The sequence below is a fragment of the Sulfitobacter sediminilitoris genome (assembly GCF_010667575.1).
Lineage (GTDB): Bacteria > Pseudomonadota > Alphaproteobacteria > Rhodobacterales > Rhodobacteraceae > Sulfitobacter > Sulfitobacter sediminilitoris.
Genome location: NZ_JAABNT010000002.1, coordinates 383,642 through 400,350, shown reverse-complemented (window position 1 = coordinate 400,350; position 16,709 = coordinate 383,642). Strand labels below are relative to the sequence as shown.

The 16,709-nt window shown below is 57.1% G+C and carries 17 protein-coding genes; 9 read left to right on the top strand and 8 right to left on the bottom strand.

Annotation, left to right across the window (positions count from 1 at the left end; translation table 11 throughout):
• Positions 1-89: 89 nt before the first annotated feature.
• From GV827_RS04820 to ade, 6 genes are all read right to left on the bottom strand, one after another.
• Positions 90-1,085 (bottom strand): GlxA family transcriptional regulator, encoded by a 996-nt coding sequence (locus tag GV827_RS04820; protein WP_164352557.1) that lies wholly within the window; start codon positions 1,083-1,085, stop codon positions 90-92.
• A 64-nt stretch (positions 1,086-1,149) separates the two neighbouring features.
• Positions 1,150-2,022 carry a DMT family transporter gene (locus GV827_RS04815; RefSeq protein WP_164352556.1) on the bottom strand — a complete coding sequence of 291 codons (873 nt, stop codon included), beginning with the start codon at positions 2,020-2,022 and terminating at the stop codon, positions 1,150-1,152.
• A 108-nt stretch (positions 2,023-2,130) separates the two neighbouring features.
• Positions 2,131-3,273 carry a histidine kinase dimerization/phosphoacceptor domain -containing protein gene (locus tag GV827_RS04810; protein ID WP_164352555.1) on the bottom strand — a complete coding sequence of 381 codons (1,143 nt, stop codon included), beginning with the start codon at positions 3,271-3,273 and terminating at the stop codon, positions 2,131-2,133.
• Positions 3,274-3,407: 134 nt separating this feature from the next.
• Positions 3,408-3,698, bottom strand: a complete 291-nt coding sequence (locus GV827_RS04805) for an HU family DNA-binding protein (protein WP_164352554.1) — start codon at positions 3,696-3,698, stop codon at positions 3,408-3,410.
• A 139-nt stretch (positions 3,699-3,837) separates the two neighbouring features.
• Positions 3,838-5,301: an AMP nucleosidase gene (locus tag GV827_RS04800; protein ID WP_164352553.1), complete on the bottom strand. Its 1,464-nt coding sequence runs from the start codon at positions 5,299-5,301 to the stop codon at positions 3,838-3,840.
• Positions 5,298-7,100: an adenine deaminase gene (ade, locus tag GV827_RS04795; RefSeq protein WP_164352552.1), complete on the bottom strand. Its 1,803-nt coding sequence runs from the start codon at positions 7,098-7,100 to the stop codon at positions 5,298-5,300. The genes GV827_RS04800 and ade overlap by 4 nt, the downstream gene beginning before the upstream one ends.
• Positions 7,101-7,148: 48 nt before the next feature.
• Between ade and GV827_RS04790 the strand changes: the two genes are divergently transcribed.
• The 9 genes from GV827_RS04790 (at position 7,149) to GV827_RS04750 (ending at position 13,875) form a co-directional block, all read left to right on the top strand.
• The gene (locus GV827_RS04790; RefSeq protein ID WP_164352551.1) at positions 7,149-7,577 is read left to right on the top strand and encodes a VOC family protein; all 429 of its coding nucleotides are present in this window, start codon (positions 7,149-7,151) and stop codon (positions 7,575-7,577) included.
• The gene (locus GV827_RS04785; RefSeq protein WP_204325712.1) at positions 7,574-7,915 is read left to right on the top strand and encodes a DUF2306 domain-containing protein; all 342 of its coding nucleotides are present in this window, start codon (positions 7,574-7,576) and stop codon (positions 7,913-7,915) included. The genes GV827_RS04790 and GV827_RS04785 overlap by 4 nt, the downstream gene beginning before the upstream one ends.
• A gap of 132 nt (positions 7,916-8,047) precedes the next feature.
• Positions 8,048-8,803, top strand: a complete 756-nt coding sequence (locus tag GV827_RS04780) for a class II aldolase and adducin N-terminal domain-containing protein (protein WP_164352550.1) — start codon at positions 8,048-8,050, stop codon at positions 8,801-8,803.
• A gap of 5 nt (positions 8,804-8,808) precedes the next feature.
• Positions 8,809-9,240, top strand: a complete 432-nt coding sequence (locus GV827_RS04775) for a DUF1810 domain-containing protein (RefSeq protein ID WP_164352549.1) — start codon at positions 8,809-8,811, stop codon at positions 9,238-9,240.
• Positions 9,237-10,208 (top strand): sterol desaturase family protein, encoded by a 972-nt coding sequence (locus GV827_RS04770; protein ID WP_164352548.1) that lies wholly within the window; start codon positions 9,237-9,239, stop codon positions 10,206-10,208. Before GV827_RS04775 ends, GV827_RS04770 begins: the two co-directional genes overlap by 4 nt.
• 66 nt (positions 10,209-10,274) lie before the next feature.
• On the top strand, positions 10,275-11,525 hold the full coding sequence (locus tag GV827_RS04765; protein ID WP_164352547.1) for a glycosyltransferase family 4 protein: 1,251 nt from the start codon (positions 10,275-10,277) through the stop codon (positions 11,523-11,525).
• A 42-nt stretch (positions 11,526-11,567) separates the two neighbouring features.
• Positions 11,568-12,428: an SDR family oxidoreductase gene (locus GV827_RS04760; RefSeq protein ID WP_164352546.1), complete on the top strand. Its 861-nt coding sequence runs from the start codon at positions 11,568-11,570 to the stop codon at positions 12,426-12,428.
• A gap of 7 nt (positions 12,429-12,435) precedes the next feature.
• On the top strand, positions 12,436-13,020 hold the full coding sequence (locus GV827_RS04755) for an exopolysaccharide biosynthesis protein (RefSeq protein WP_164352545.1): 585 nt from the start codon (positions 12,436-12,438) through the stop codon (positions 13,018-13,020).
• A 123-nt stretch (positions 13,021-13,143) separates the two neighbouring features.
• Positions 13,144-13,875 (top strand): ion transporter, encoded by a 732-nt coding sequence (locus GV827_RS04750; protein ID WP_164352712.1) that lies wholly within the window; start codon positions 13,144-13,146, stop codon positions 13,873-13,875.
• A gap of 24 nt (positions 13,876-13,899) precedes the next feature.
• Here GV827_RS04750 and dxs read toward each other — a convergent pair whose 3' ends face one another.
• On the bottom strand, positions 13,900-15,828 hold the full coding sequence (dxs, locus tag GV827_RS04745; RefSeq protein ID WP_164352544.1) for a 1-deoxy-D-xylulose-5-phosphate synthase: 1,929 nt from the start codon (positions 15,826-15,828) through the stop codon (positions 13,900-13,902).
• A gap of 10 nt (positions 15,829-15,838) precedes the next feature.
• A complete protein-coding gene (locus GV827_RS04740) occupies positions 15,839-16,705 on the bottom strand; it encodes a polyprenyl synthetase family protein (protein ID WP_235930236.1) in 867 nt (288 codons plus the stop codon).
• Positions 16,706-16,709 lie beyond the last annotated feature (4 nt).

The following is a 16,709-nucleotide window of genomic DNA, read 5'->3' as shown; positions in this document are numbered from 1 at the left end:
GCGTTTTACCCTCGCAATCTGGACTTTGAACGCGGTTCTGGTTCTGTTGCTACTGGCGTTCGCACTGCGCTGAGGAATGGTGTGAGGCGCTAGCGTTTCCCCGTATCTGACCACAGTACCTTGCCATCCGACGCCTCCATCCCCGGCGGATTTCCAAAGGCGGCGCGGTAGCTTTTTGAGAAATGCGACAGGGACTGAAAGCCGCAGGCAACGCAGACATCCGTCACGCTGAGGTCTGTCTGGCGCAGAAGATTGCGGGCTTTCTCAAGACGCAGGTGCAGGTAGTACCGTTTTGGCGAGGTGGCGAGATACTTGGCAAACAGCCGCTCCAGCTGTCGCGTTGACAGGTTCACAACGCTTGAAATCTCATCCGGTCGCAACGGGTCTTCAAGGTTATTTTCCATAATCTGCATCGCCAGCAACAGCTTGGCATTTCGCACCTCTGGCCGGGATTGTAGCGACATGCGCTGGCCCTGCGAATGCGCACGGGGTACGGTATACACCATCTGGTCGGCGACCCATGTGGCGATGTCGGTGCCGTAATCCTCTCGGACACGGTAAAGCATCAGATCCATCGAAGCGGCACCACCTGCGGTCGTAAAAACACGTCCGTCGATAGAATATATCGTGTCTTCCATGATCACATCGGGAAGCATTTCACCCAGCGCTGTTTTGTATTCCCAGTGGGTGGTGACCCGTTTGCCCCCGATCAGACCGGCCAGAGCGAGCGTGTAGGTACCCGATGAAAGCGCACCGTAGTCCATACCCTTGCGTGTTTCGCGGCGCAGCCAGTTCAGAATGGTCTTGGTGCTTCCAGCGCCTGCCTTTTCGCCTGCGCAAACCACCAGCGTTTCGTTGCGGGCCAGTTCCGGCAACGCGGCATCTACTTCGACGCGCACACCATTATAGGCAGTGACAGGTGCGCCATCCTCGGAAATCAGCCGCCAGGAGTAGAATTTTCTGCCCGATGGATGATGATTGGCAAGGGACAGGCAATCCAGCGCGCAGGAGAAACCCAGCGTTGAAAAGCCGGGGATCAGCAGAAATGCATAGGCCTTTGTCGATGTGGTTTCGTCCGTCGTCATGTGGCCAGTTTAGACACGGATCTGTAATGCTTGGGCCGTTGATCTGCGGCATCAAATGTCGGGATCAGGCCTTGGACTGGCGAGAGATCTGAACAGCAAGGATGCCCGCGGTGATGATGGCAACGCCAAGAATGTCGCGGCCACCAAGCGCTTCAGACAGAAGAAGCGCTGCAATTGCGACGCCAAAGAAAGGATTAAGAAAATGGAACGTGGCTGCCCGTGTCGCGCCGATCCGGTTGACCAGCCAGAACCAGATGATTGTCGCGGCAAGGCCGGGAACAAGGCATGTGTAGGTAAATGCAAAAAGCAATGGCCAGCTTGGGTTCAGGCGTGGTGTCTCAAATGCGAGGGTAGCAAGCGCAAGGGCTACGCAGCCCACCAGCATCTGCAGCCCCACAATCATCAGGAAATTGCCACCTGATGTGGCGCCGCGTACCAGCAATGTCGCCGCTGTCAGGGCAATAACTCCGATCACGCAAAGCCCGACACCTACCATGTCGACACCGCTGCCGCCCAGCCGCGCGCCCATGATAAGGGCGACGCCCATAACCCCTGCGACCAGCCCCGCGATCCCCAGTGGTTTCAGCTTTTCGCTCAGCACCACCCAAGCTGCAAATCCCACCAGCAAGGGCATTGTGGAAGCGATGATAGCGGCAAGCGATGCCTGCACCGTCTGCATCGCGACAAAATTCAGACCCAGATAAACAGCGTTTTGCAAGATCCCAAAAATGACTGTCGCGCGCCACTGTGCAGCCGTCAGGCACATCGTTTGGCCCAGTGCGAGGGCGATGCCGACACCCAGCAGACCGGAAATCAGATAGCGGATCGACAGCGCAAAGAGCGGCGACATATCCGCCACGATGATCCGGGCAGAAGTGAAGGCGGAGGACCACATCAGGGCAAAGACGAGGCCCATCAGAATTGCGCGTATGTCCATCGTCTGACCTTTACCCTTGATCAGCGCGACCTTTCATCAGATCAGGTCGAAGGGCAAGAGTGTGTTCCGGGTGCGCGAGTTATTCTGGATGCTTTGCGTGGAAGAATATCAGCCTTCAACCATCTGGGGCATGGATTTCAAGTCCTGCTCAGCCACAGAGGATTCTCCGAAATCAAGAATCAAACTGCTGCCATCACCGGTAAGGCTGGCTTCACTGTTGCCGCCAAGGCTGGAAACGGCGGCGTTTACAAGGCTCAGCCCGATACCCTCGGTTCGGGTCGTCGGTTCTTTGGTCGTTTGCTGACCGATGCCATTATCGCCACACTCCAATCTGTATTGACCGGGATCAACCACGCTGAGGCGAATGGAAATTTCGCCGGGCATACCATTCGGAAAGGCATGTTTGATCGAATTGGCAACAAATTCGCTGATGATCATTGCAAGGTTCGCCGCCTGATCTGAACGCATGACGATGGCAGCAAAATCCGACCGGAACGAGACATTCTCTGGCGCGGTTTCCTGCAGTAGGTTCAGCACGCGTTCAAGGTAGGTTGCTGCATCGATCGTGTCGCGCCCGTCGGTCCCCTGCAGTTCCTGATGCAATTCCGCAACCGCATCGATCCGCCGTTGGATCGCACCAAGAGCCTCAAGCGCTGTCGGATCAGTGATTTTGCGGGTGTAGATGCGGACAATAGCAGACATTGATTGAAGCGAATTCTTGACCCGGTGATCCGCTTCGGCCTGCAATATCGACTGATTGCGGAGCGCGATGCGCAACTCCAGCTGTTTCATAACCTGACGTGACAAAACCCTAAGCGCCTGACGCTGGAAGTCATTCAGTTCGAGAGGCTTGGTATCCAATACGCAAAGAGTACCCATCGGCAAACCGTTGGATGCAATCAAAGGGGCGCCAGCGTAGAACCTCACTTGTTCCTCACCGACACACAACGGATTGTCAGCCGTCCGGTCGTCTGTCTTGAGATCGTTGATCTCTAAAATGTCGTTGTCCAGGATTGCGTGAGAACAGATGGACTCTTCAAGTGACGTTTCTGGTCGTTCAAACCCGACACTCGCTTTGAACCATTGACGATCCTCGTCCACCAGACTGATCAAAGAAATCGGTGTTCCGCAAATCTGCGAAGCAAGTTCTACAATCTCGTTGAATTCCGCTTCTTCTGGTGTGTCGAGAATATCGAAACCATGAAGTGTATCCAGACGTTCGGCATTCAAAGGATGCAGATCAGCGCGCATTTTGTCGTCCCCAAAGAATCCAAATCGCGTCCCTGAGCCAGAGATAACTCTTTGCTTGATGATGTCCACCACATTCAAACAAAAAAGGACCGCCCGAAGGCGGCCCCATTATAGGTCTGTGACCGGTTCTCGCCTTAGCCGTTCACGCTGTCTTTCAGTGCTTTGGCGATGGTCATTTTCACAACCTTGTCCGCCTCTTTCTTGAACTGCTCGCCTGTCGCGGGGTTGCGAACCATACGCTCGGGACGCTCGCGGCAGTAGATTTTGCCGACGCCAGGAAGCGTCACGGCACCGCCGCCAGACACTTCGCGTGTAATCAGATTACAGACAGCTTCGAGAGCTGCGCCTGCGGATTTCTTGTCAGAGCCCATCTCTTCTGCAAGTGCTGCAACGAGCTGAGTCTTTGTCATTGGTTTGTTGGCCATTGTTTTTTCTCCTTAGACCGCCCGATGTTGGGCCTCCTGGCAAGAAAGTAACGGTATGTTGTGTAAGAACACAACGAATATTGAGCCGAAAAACCAAGAAAACAGCGTTTTTTCGCTATTTTTCGCAGTTCTGGGGGCGTCAGAGGAAGGCAGTTTCGTCAAATGACCGCAATTTCCGGCTGTGGATGCGTTCCAGCGGCGTGCTGCGCAACAGTTCCATTGCACGAATTCCGATCATCAAATGCCTCGAAACCTGTGTTTTATAGAAGTCCGAGGCCATACCGGGCAGCTTGAGTTCGCCGTGCAGCGGCTTGTCAGAGACACATAAAAGCGTGCCATAAGGCACCCGGAAGCGGTAGCCATTTGCGGCAATCGTGGCGCTTTCCATATCAAGTGCGATAGACCGGGACTGGCTAAGGCGCTGCACCGGACCGGATTGGTCGCGCAGTTCCCAGTTGCGGTTGTCGATGGTCGCGACAGTGCCGGTTCGCATGATCCGCTTCAGCTCGTACCCTTCAAGCTGGGTGACCTGCGCGACCGATCGTTCAAGGGCGATCTGAATTTCTGCGAGCGCCGGGATTGGGGTCCAGACGGGCAGATCATCGTCCAACACGTGGTCTTCCCGCAGGTAGGCGTGCGCCAGAACAAAATCACCCAATTGCTGCGTATTGCGCAGGCCCGCGCAGTGACCCACCATGATCCAAGCATGCGGTCGCAGCACGGCGATGTGGTCTGTCGCCGTCTTGGCATTTGAAGGACCGACACCGATGTTAACCAACGTGATGCCCGAGCCGTCCTCGCGCTTGAGGTGATACGTCGGCATCTGCGGCATCTTTATCGTCTGAGGGATCGGCGTGTGGCCATCCGTGATCTCGACGTTGCCGGTTGACACAAACGAGGTGTAGCCGCTGTCCGGGTCGGCCAGCTGCGTACGGGCGTAATCCTCGAATTCGGTAACGTAGAACTGATAGTTGGTAAAAAGCACATGGCACTGAAAGTGCTCTGCATCCGTTGCCGTGTAATGCGACAGCCGGGCAAGCGAATAATCAACGCGCTGGGCGGTGAAAGGTGCGAGCGGACGGACCCCATCCGGGGGTGAATAGGTGCCGTTTACAATGTCGTCATTGGTTGTCGACAGGTCCGGCACGTCAAAGATATCGCGCAGAGTGAAATCGGCGGCGCCATCCTGTGGAATGCTTGCAGCGTTGTCGCCGGTGACAGCGAAATGGACGGGGATCGGCGTATCTGAAGGGCCGATGATCACGGGCTGGTCATGGTTCTCAAGCAGCAGGCCGATTTGCTGGATCAGGTAGTTCCGGAACAGGTCCGGCCGGGTGATGGTTGCCGAGAACGTGCCTGGAGAAGAAACATGTCCAAAGCTGAGACGGCTGTCGACCTGGGCATAAGAGGACGTGCGAAAGCTGACCTCAGGATAAAACGCGCGGATGCGCGTGGCTTGCGGTGGCGTCTCCAGCACTGTCTGAAACTGATCCCGCAAGAAGCCCGTCGCCTGCATGTAAAGGTAGGTCAGCCGATCAACAGCGGCAGTCGCGTCGGTGAACGCTTCGGGCGGCGGGGCGTCCGGGGTGAGGATCTTGGTCATGTATGAGGCTCTAATATGGGGATAAATTCAAATGTGCGGACATCGACAAGGCCCAGGTCCGAAATACGCAATTCGGGGATGACCACAAGGGCCAGCAAGGAATGCTGCATATAAGCGTTGTTCAGAGTGCAGCCGCAGTCGCGCATCGCCTGCATCATCTGGTCTGCCTTTGCGGCCACCTCTGCTGCTGGACTGTCCGACATCAGACCGGCGATGGGAAGTTCGACAAGTGCCAGTTCTGCGCCGTCCCGGAAGATCGTGATGCCACCGCCGACCTCGCGCAGGCGGTTTGCGGCAAGGGCCATCTGGTCCGGGTCGGTCCCAACCACGATCATGTGGTGGCTGTCATGGGCAACGGTCGACGCCATCGCCATCGGACCCTCGTAACCGAAACCGGATACAAAGGCGTTGACCACCCCGCCAGTGGCGCGGTGCCGTTCGACAAGGGCAATGTGCGCGACATCACCCGTGGGTTGCACCCGGCCATCGGTGACCGGCAGTTCGAATTTCAGCGCCCGTGTGGGGGCCTGATTTTCGACCACGCCAATGACGTTGGCGGTGACAGCATTCGCCCCTTGCGGTGCTGCGATATGAAAGTCAGCGCCAGTCAGTTCCTTGCCCATGTTCACGGTCTGCCGCGCGGAGACGGGCCAGTCGTAATGGGGGCAGTCGACCACGCATTTTCCGTCTTCGGCGATGATTTTGCCCCGCCCAATAACAATCTCTATCGGCAGGGTTTTGAGGTCAGAGGTCAGGATCACATCTGCACGGCGTCCCGGCGTCAGGGATCCGATGTCCCTCTCAAGCCCAAAGTGGGTGGCGGTGTTGATTGTCGCCATCTGGAGGGCGATCAACGGGTCGCAGCCACAGTCGATGGCATGACGCACGACGCGGTTCATATGGCCATCGTTCACCAGCGTCCCGGAATGACAATCATCGGTGCATAGGATCATGTTGCGCGGATCAAGGCCGCGTTCGGTAATCGCGGTTATCTGGCTTTCGACATCGTACCATGCTGACCCAAGCCGGATCATCGACCGCATCCCCTGCCGCATTCGGGCAATCGCATCCGCCTCGCAGGTGCCTTCGTGATCGTCCGCAGGACCACCCGCCACATAGGCCGCGAAGGCCGGACCAAGGTCAGGCGAGGCATAATGCCCACCAACCGTTTTGCCCGCGCGTTGGGTGGCGGCAATCTCGGCCAGCATTTGCGGATCGGCGTTCGACACACCGGGAAAGTTCATCATCTCGCCCAGACCGATGATGCCGGGCCATGTCATCGCCTCGGCCACATCCTCGGCTGTGATCTCGAACCCGGTGGTCTCCATCCCCGGCGCAGACGGCGCGCAGGAGGGCATCTGTGTGAAGATGTTGATGGGCTGCATCAGCGCCTCGTCATGCATCATCCGCACGCCTTCGAGACCCAGCACATTGGCAATCTCATGCGGGTCCGTGAACATGGAGGTGGTACCATGCGGGATCACGGCGCGAGCGAACTCTGCGGGGGTCAGCATGCCGCTTTCGATATGCATGTGCCCGTCACACAGACCGGGGATCATGTATCGGCCCCGTGCCTCGATGATCTGCGTGTCCGGCCCTTTGCAATGGCTGGCATCCGGACCGACAAAAGCGATCCGGCCCGAGGCGATGGCGATGTCGTGATCTGGCAGGGTTTCGCGGGTGTGCACATTGACCCAGATGCCGCCGGTGATGATCATATCGGCAGGTACACGCCCGGCAGCGACATTGACCAATTGCGGGGCCAGATCGGCCCATGTGGGGAAAGGTTCTTGCGTCATGGCCAAAGGTGGCACAGGGTTCAGACAGGTTCAAGCGAGAGTGATACGATGAATTACGACACAGTCGGGGCTGAGGATTTCGGCGCATCCCTGCGCGGTATCGGACTGAACCTGCTGGTCCGGGATGTTGAACGGCAGATTGCCTTTTTAGAGACTGTTTTCGGGATGAAAGCCTTTCAACCGACAGCAGATTTTGCGATCATGACCTACGGTGATCAGGTGTTTCAGCTGCACTCGGACGGGACGTATCATTCCAACCCCTTGCTGGGTTTGCTGCCAGAGACCCCACCGCGTGGGGCGGGGATCGAGATCAGGTTGTATGATACTGACCCGGCCGCGGCCTGCGCAAAGGCCGAAGCAGCGGGCGGGACGATATTGCAGAAGCCGACGGACAAGCCCCACGGGCTGCACGAGGCCTATATCTTGTGTGAAAATGGGTTTGCTTGGGTGCCAAGCCGTGTGAAAGACACGTCATGAATTTTCCGCTCCTTTGGCGAGAGGCGACACCAATCCCCAGTCACGCGATAACCGCGCTGGTCGCCTTGGCGCTTGGCATTCTGCAGTTGGTTCTGCCCAAGGGGACCGCCATGCACGTTTGGCTTGGTCGCATCTGGGTCGCTGCCATTGGATATGTTGCAATCAGTAGTTTTTACATTTCCGAACTGCAGGTCTGGGGACGCTTCAGCCCGATTCATATGGTGTCGATTTTTGCACTTGTGACGCTCTGGATTGCGATCCGTGCGGCGGTGCAACGTAAAACGGCAAAGGCAGATCATGTTGAACCTCTTTTGGTTTGCGCTTGTCCTGACCGGTGAGTTTACCCTGCTGCCCGGGCGGGCGATACATCAGGTGGTTTTTGGCTGATCAGTCCCACCGCAGTGTCGCAATAAGACTGGACTGGAAAAGTCGCCCGTGGTCGACTTGGCAAGAAGTAAAAGGAGCCGCACATGACCGTCACACAGATGAAACCGAACATGGATCATTGGGAGGAACGTGTCGATCTGGCAGCCGCGTTTCGCTGGACAGCACGGCTGAACATGCACGAAGGGGTCGCGAACCATTTCAGCCTTGCGGTGAATGACGATGGCACGCAGTTCCTGATGAACCCCAATCAGGCGCACTTTAGCCGGATCAAGGCATCTGATCTGCTGCTTATCGACGCAAATGATGCCGAAACTCTGCAAGGCCCGAACGCACCTGACCCCACGGCATGGGGATTGCACGGCGGCGTTCACCGTGCCTGCAAACATGCGCGTTGCGTGATGCACGTGCATTCGATCCACGCCACAGTGCTGGCCTGTCTGCAGGACAGTCGTCTGCCGCCGATTGATCAGAACTGCTGCACGTTCTTCAACCGGGTTGTCATTGACGAGGATTATGGCGGGTTGGCTTTTGAGGATGAGGGAGATCGGTGTGCGGCACTGCTGACGGATCCGAAACAGAAGGTCATGGTCATGGGATCCCATGGCGTGATGGTGATCGGCGATACGGTCGCGGATACCTTTAACCGGCTCTATTACTTTGAACGCGCGGCCGAAACCTACATCAAGGCGCTGCAAACCGGCATGCCCTTACGCCGTATTTCGGATGAGATCGCAGAGAAAACCGCACGAGAGCTTGAGGAGTATCCCGAACAGGATGCGCGACACCTCGCGGAACTCAAGGCGATCCTTGATGAAGAAGGGTCCGATTATGCGCGGTAGGTGCTATGCCTGAACCGGAAGGGCTGGCACGTTTCGTAACGGCGCAGGCGGGTGTTTATGAACAAGTCTGTGCAGAGTTGGCGGCGGGACGGAAAACAACGCACTGGATGTGGTTCATTTTCCCTCAGCTGCGCGGCTTGGGGCGGTCCGAGACGGCTCGGTTCTATGGATTGCGGGATCTGGATGCGGCCCGCGATTATGACGCGCACGAGGTGCTGGGCCGACGGCTGAAGCATTGCGCCACCTTGGTTTTGGAGCATCCAGACGAGGCTATTGAGGACATCATGGGAAAGATTGATGCGCTGAAGCTGCGCTCTTGCGCTACGTTGTTCGAGCGGGCAGCGAAAGAGCCTGAGGTGTTTACCCATTTGTTAGAGACGTTTTTTGACGGCCAACGTTGTGCGTTGACAGAAGAGGAACTGGATGGGGCGAAATGACAGGACGCGCAGAGTGGCATCACGTTCCTGAACTTCCCATAGCGGTTTCTCCGCTGTGGCAGTGGCCACCCCGACCCTTGGCAACGCTTCGGTGGTATGCTGACGGGTGGTTCTTTCTGACGATCAACATGGGCATTTTGGCGCTGGCCTGGCTAAGCTACACGGTCTTTAGCCCGACACTGGAACAGACCCTGAAATGGGGGTTTTCGTGGGTCTCCCTGATCCTCTTGCGCAATCTTGTCCTTGTGATTGTGATCGCTGGCGGATTGCATCTTTGGTTTCACAAGTACCGCCTGCAGGGATCACAGATGAAATACGATCCGCGCCCTTTCCCGCGCAAAGGGCGGATGTTCAGTTTCGATGATCAGGTAAAGGACAACATGTTCTGGACACTGGCCAGCGGCGTGACAATCTGGTCGGGCTTTGAGGCGTTGTTCTGGTGGATGCTAGCCAATGGTTATGCGCCGTCGACGACATTTGATGCGACACCCATTTGGTTCGTGGCATTCTTTTTTCTGATCCCGGTGTGGGAGAGTTTCTATTTCTACTGGATACACCGGTTGCTTCACACCAATATGTTCTACCGCTTTCACGCGCTGCACCACCGCAATACCGATATCGGGCCGTGGTCGGGCCTGTCGATGCATCCGGTAGAGCATCTGTTCTACTTTGGGACCGTGATGATCCATCTGATACTGCCAACCCATCCGGTACACCTGATCTTCCATCTGATGTTCTACGGTATCCTTGCCGTCACCAGTCATACGGGTTTCGAAGGGCTGTGGTTTCGCAACGCAAAGCGCCTGCATCTGGGAAATTTTCATCATCAGCTGCATCACAGGTATTTCGAGGTGAATTACGGCAACCTTGATGTCCCATGGGACAAGCTGTTTGGATCGTTTCACGATGGCACCCCGGAGGGCAAGGCGCGCATGCGAGAGCGGCTGGCCGCACGTAAACGCAGTTGACGCGTCGCGCCGGGTTTGTCGGATTGGTTAACCAATCGTTAACACCAGTCAGCTAAGGTTCTGTTAATGAATATCCTGTTTGTGCATCAAAATATGCCCGGCCAGTATCGTGAGCTGGTGCAATGGCTGGCTGCGCAAGGCGGGCATCGGATCTATTTCCTGACCCAGAGAAAGGACGCGCCCAATTTCGCAGGCGTTGAAACGCGGATTTACAAGGCGCACCGCAAGCCGGCCAAGGATGCCTATGGTCTGTCAAAGGTCTGGGAAGAGGCGACCGGTGCCGGCTTTGGCGCGGCGATGGCGGCACGGCGCATGGAAAGCGAAGAAGGGTTCAAACCCGATATCGTGATCGGCCATATCGGCTGGGGCGAATTGACCTTTTTCAAGCAAGTCTGGCCCGACGTCCCGATCATCGGATTTTTTGAGTATTATTATAACATCGAAGGTGGTTTGGTCGGGTTCGACCCCGAAGAAACAGTGTCGGATCATGCACCGTTTTTGATGCATGCACGGAATGCGGTGCCACTGGCGAACATCGAAACCGTTGATCAGGGTCATTGCCCGACCATCTGGCAGCGCGACCGCTTTCCAGCCAGTTTTCATGACCGGATGTATGTTTGCCACGATGGCATTCGTACAGACAAGCTGCGGCCCAACCCTGATGTGGAGCTCAAGCTGGGACGGCTTGACCATCCGCTGACCCGCGATGATGAGGTGCTGACATATGTAGCCCGTAACCTTGAACGCGCGCGCGGTTTCCATGTCTTTATGCGGGCGCTACCGCAGATCATGCGCGAAAGGCCCAATGCGCGTGTGCTGATTGTTGGTGGGAACGAGGTGTCTTACGGGGGCAAGAGCACTGATCCGCGGGGGCTGCGTGGTGAAATGGAAGCGGAAGTCGGTGATCAACTGGACTGGAGCCGTCTGCATTTCCTTGGCCGGATTCCCTATCCTGACTACCAGAAGCTTATCCAACTCAGCCGTTGTCACGTTTATCTGACGATGCCGTTCGTTCTGTCGTGGTCCTTGCTTGAATCAATGTCGATGGGTGCAACTATTGTTGCCTCTGACGTCGCCCCGGTGCGCGAGGCGGTGACTCATGGGCAAACAGGTCTGTTGGTGGATTTCTTCGATCGCGAGGCGCTGGCCCGTCAGGTTATAGATGTCCTGGCGAAGCCTGACGATTTCTCGGATCTGGGACAGGCAGCAAGGGCGCATGTCGTTCAGGAGTATGACTTTCTGACGAAGTGCTTGCCTGAACACATCGCCCAGATCAACGCGCTGGTTTCTGCCGAAAAGCATATCAAGATGCCATGATACCCTCTTGTGGGATCGGACGCGCAGGTCCACTTTAGGCAGATGGATAAGGTGCTATTTTCTTTTGGACACGGGTACAGTGCGCGTGCGCTGGCCGAAAGGTTGATCGTCAAGGGTTGGCGCATCATCGGAACCACCCGCAGCCCTGAAAAGCTGGAAGGCATCTCGGAAACCGGGGTTGAGCCGATGCTTTGGCCGGGTACAGACGTGTCGGAGCAGCTGCAGCAGGCATCCCACCTGTTGATCTCTGCGGGGCCGGGGCCGGAAGGTGATCCGGCTCTGAACGCGTTGAAGGATCAGGTCAGTCAGATTGCGCCCAGACTGGAATGGGTTGGATATCTTTCAACAACCGGAGTTTACGGCGACCATCAGGGGGATTGGGTGGACGAAGACACGCCGCTGACTGCCACAACCAAACGTGGGCAGAAAAGGATCGATGCTGAGGCTGCTTGGCAGGCTATTCCTGACCTGCCACTGCACATCTTCAGATTGGCGGGTATCTACGGTCCGGGCCGTGGTCCGTTTGCCAAGGTTCGCGATGGCAGCGCACGGCGGATCATCAAGAAAGGACAGTTCTTTAGCAGGATACACGTGGAAGATATTGCGCAGGCGCTTGATCTGTCGATGGCGCAGCCGACACCCGGTGCCATATATAATCTGTGTGACGATGACCCGGCGCCGCCGCAGGATGTCATCACCCATGCAGCGGAGCTGCTTGGCGCCCCACTGCCGGAAAAGGTCGATTTCGAGAGCGCCGAAATGTCACCGATGGCGCGCAGCTTCTATGCTGAAAGCAAGAAGGTACGGAACGACCGGATCAAGCAAGCGTTGGGCTGGGAACCCAAATACGCCACTTATCGGGCCGGGCTTGCCGCGATACTGGACAAAGATACCACAACTTAAGGCAACCATGTCAGATGAGAACGACAAGACACTGACCCATCTGCTGGACGGCGTGGCACATGCCGCCCGTGCGGAAACCGTGTCTATCGCGGACATCATAGAGGAGTTTGGCGACCGGGCGATCACCCCGTTTATCCTGCTGATCGCTTTGCTGCTGGTATCCCCGTTGTCGGGCATTCCCGGAACGCCGACCATCGCGGCGCTTCTTATTGTGACCTTGTCTATGCAGGCCCTCTTTGGTCGCAGGCGTCTTTGGCTGCCACAAAAGCTTTTGCAGTTTCAGCTATCGTCGAAACGGGTTCTTGGGGCGGTGGGCTGGATGCGAAAGCCCTGCGCGTGGGTGGACCGTCATTCGCACGCACGGTTGCGGTTCCTGACCGCAGGGCCCATGCGATGGATTACCCTGCTGATTTGCGTTGTCATTCCGCTGACCTGGCCATTGCTGGAAATACTGCCCTTCTTTACGTCATTTGGCGCGGGGACGATTTCCTTGATGTCGCTTGGCCTGATCACGCGGGACGGCATTTATGTGCTTGCGGGATATGGCGTTGTCGGGGCCAGCATGGCCGCGACCTTCGTTTTTCTGATCTAAACAGCTGCGCTTGTGCCGCCGAAGGACTGCGATCATATAGGCGCAAAAGTCACAAACCGGATCACACCCGTGCAGCAGAAACTGAAGACCCTTATCGAGACGGCCCGCTTTAGCGATTTCATCATGACCGTTATCGTGGTCAACGCGATCCTGCTGGGGATGGAGACATCGAAAACACTTATGGGTGCCATCGGGCCGGTTCTGGTTGCATTGGACACGATTTGTCTGGGCATCTTTGTTCTGGAATTGCTGGCGAAAATGTTTGTCTACCGTTTGCGGTTCTTTCGCGACGGTTGGAACATTTTCGATTTCGTGATCGTGGCGATATCTTTGGTTCCCGCGACACAAGGTCTGTCCGCCCTGCGTGCGCTGCGCATCTTGCGGGTCTTGCGGCTTGTGTCCACGGCACCGCGTTTACGGCGCGTGGTCGAAGGGTTTGTGACCGCGATACCGGGCATGGCCTCGGTCTTTTTGCTGATGGCATTGGTGTTCTACATCGGGGCGGTGATCGCGACAAAGCTGTTTGCAGAGACCTTTCCCAACTGGTTTGGCACGCTTGGCAGCTCACTTTATTCCCTGTTTCAGATCATGACGCTGGAAAGCTGGTCGATGGGCATCGTTCGCCCGGTGATGGAGATTCATCCCTACGCGTGGATGTTTTTCGTACCCTTCATCATCGTGACGACGTTTGCTGTCGTGAACCTGCTGGTCGGTCTGATCGTGAACTCAATGCAGGATGCGCATGCAGAAGAAAGCAATGCGGACACAGACGCTTACCGTGAGGACGTCGCGACACGGCTGGCTGCGATTGAGGCGCGTCTGGATCGCCTATTGGAGCAGCGCGAGGAAAGCTGAAAACGGACAGAACATCCTGCCGGATTACGCCGTCTGCTGACCGATCTGCGCGATGCCCAGAACATCCAGTACCTTTGCCTCGATATGCTCAGCATTCATGCCAGCGACGGCGTACATGTCGGCCGGTGATGCCTGATCAATAAAGATGTCGGGCAGCACCATGGACCGATACTTGAGTCCATGATCGAATACGCCTTCATCAGACAGCAACTGCGCCACATGCGAGCCGAAGCCGCCCACGGCCCCTTCTTCGATCGTGATCAGCGCTTCATGATTTGCAGCCAGATCAAGGATCATATCCCGGTCCAGCGGCTTGGCAAACCGGGCGTCTGCAATCGTTGGCGTGATGCCTTTTGCGCTGAGCGCTTCTGCCGCCGCTTCAACCTCCGCCAGGCGGGTGCCGAAGGACAGGATTGCAACGCGTGAGCCTTCAGCAATGATGCGCCCCTTGCCAATCTCAAGCGGTGTGCCGCGTTCGGGCATGTCAACGCCCTTGCCCTCGCCACGTGGAAAACGAAAGGCGATGGGACCATCGTCATGAGCTGCGGCTGTGGCAACCATATGCTTTAACTCTGCCTCGTCAGCGGCGGCCATTACGACGAAACCGGGCAGGTTCGCCAGATAGGCCACGTCAAATGCACCTGCGTGGGTGGCACCGTCAGCGCCCACCAGACCGGCACGGTCAATGGCGAAACGCACAGGCAAGCGTTGAATTGCAACGTCATGCACAACTTGGTCATAGCCGCGCTGCAAGAAGGTCGAATACATCGCGCAGAACGGTTTCATACCGCCCGCGGCAAGGGCGGCACTAAAGGTGACGCCATGCTGTTCCGCGATGCCGACATCAAAGCAGCGAGACGGGTAGCGTTCGGCAAAGAGGTTAAGGCCCGTTCCATCTGGCATGGCGGCCGTGATGGCGCATATCTTGTCGTCTCTTGCAGCCTCTTCAAGCAGGCTCTGCGCAAAGACAGACGTATAGCTTGGCGCGTTTGACGGCGCTTTCTTTTGCTCGCCTGTCACCACGTTGAACTTGGATACACCATGCCCCTTGTCGCGCGCCTTCTCGGCGGGGCCATAGCCTTTGCCCTTTTTGGTCAGAACATGGATCAGGATTGGTCCCGTGGCGCGCTGTTTCACAGTGCGCAGAACCGGCAAAAGCTGATCCATGTCATGGCCATCAATCGGACCAAGATAGGAAAACCCAAGTTGTTCAAACAGGGTTCCGCCAACGGCCATCCCTTTCAGCATATCCTTGGCGCGCTTGGCCCCTTCGCGAAAGGGTTCTGGCAACAGGCTGACAGCCCCCTTGGCGGCAGCTTTCAACTCCTGAAACGGCTCCTCTGCGTATAGACGGCTAAGATAGCTCGACATCGCGCCCACTGGCGGGGCGATCGACATCTCATTGTCATTCAGGATCACGATCAGACGCTTGCCAAGGTGACCTGCATTGTTCATCGCCTCATAGGCCATGCCAGCCGACATGGAACCGTCGCCGATGACGGCAATCGCATCCCCCGCGCCCTCGGGGGGCACGCCGCCCAGATCCCGGGCCACGGCAAATCCCAATGCAGCCGAGATCGAAGTAGAAGAATGCGCCGCGCCAAAGGGATCGTACGGAGATTCGGATCGTTTGGTGAAACCAGACAAACCATCCTTTTGCCGCAGCGTGCGAATACGGTCTCGACGTTCGGTCAGGATTTTATGCGGGTAGCACTGGTGGCCCACATCCCAGATGATCTTGTCACGCGGCGTGTCAAATACCGCGTGCAGCGCCACGGTCAATTCGACCACGCCCAGACCCGCGCCCAGATGCCCACCGGTGACCGAAACTGCCGATACTGTTTCGTTGCGCACCTCATGTGCCAGCCTAATCAGTTCTGCATCTGAAAACTGCTTGAGGTCGGCAGGACGCGCCACACGGTCCAGCAATGGTGTATTGGGTCGGTCGGTCATTTTCAGTCTCTCAGCTTTTTCGTGCAACGACGAAACGCGCGGCATCCCGAAGTGTTTCTCCATCTTTACCGTAAATACTTAGTGCATCGCAGGCAGATTGCACGAGGTCCGCCGCGCGGCTTTTGGCACCGTCGAGGCCAAGCAGGGAGACGAAGGTCGCCTTGCCTGCGTCCGCGTCCTTACCGGTGGCCTTGCCAACGGTGTCCGCATCACCTTCGACATCAAGGATGTCGTCGGCAATCTGGAAGGCGAGGCCAAGTGCCGTGGCATAGGCCGCGAGAGGTGCGGTATCATCGCCCGCCATGCGGGGGCCCACCATCGCAGACCACCCAATCAATGCACCGGTCTTGCCCTGCTGTAGCGCGGTGATTTCCTCAAGCGTCAGTGGCACCGTCGCTGTTTCAGCTGCGATATCAAGCGCTTGGCCCAGAACCATTCCCTGCGCGCCAGCGGCGATCGCAAGGGTACGGGCCAATTTCGCGCGCACATCACCCGGACCCACTTCCGGTGCTGTGACCATCTCGAATGCGAGGGATTGCAGGGCATCACCGGCAAGCACGGCTGTTGCCTCGTCCCATTTGCGGTGCACGGTGGGAAGCCCGCGTCTGAGGTCATCGTCGTCCATGCAAGGCATGTCATCGTGCACCAGTGAATAGGCGTGCAGCGTCTCGATCGCGGTGGCAGGCCAGATCGCGGCAGCGGGTTCTATTCCGTGCAACCGGGCGGTTTCCAGCGCCAGAAACCCCCGCAGACGTTTGCCCCCATGGGTCGCATGAGCCATAGCCCGAACGACAGGGACATCGTCCATCTGCGCCAGCACATGGTCAAACTGGGCAGCAACCGCTGCCTGCGCTTTCTCCAGCCGTTCGCGAAACAAGGTG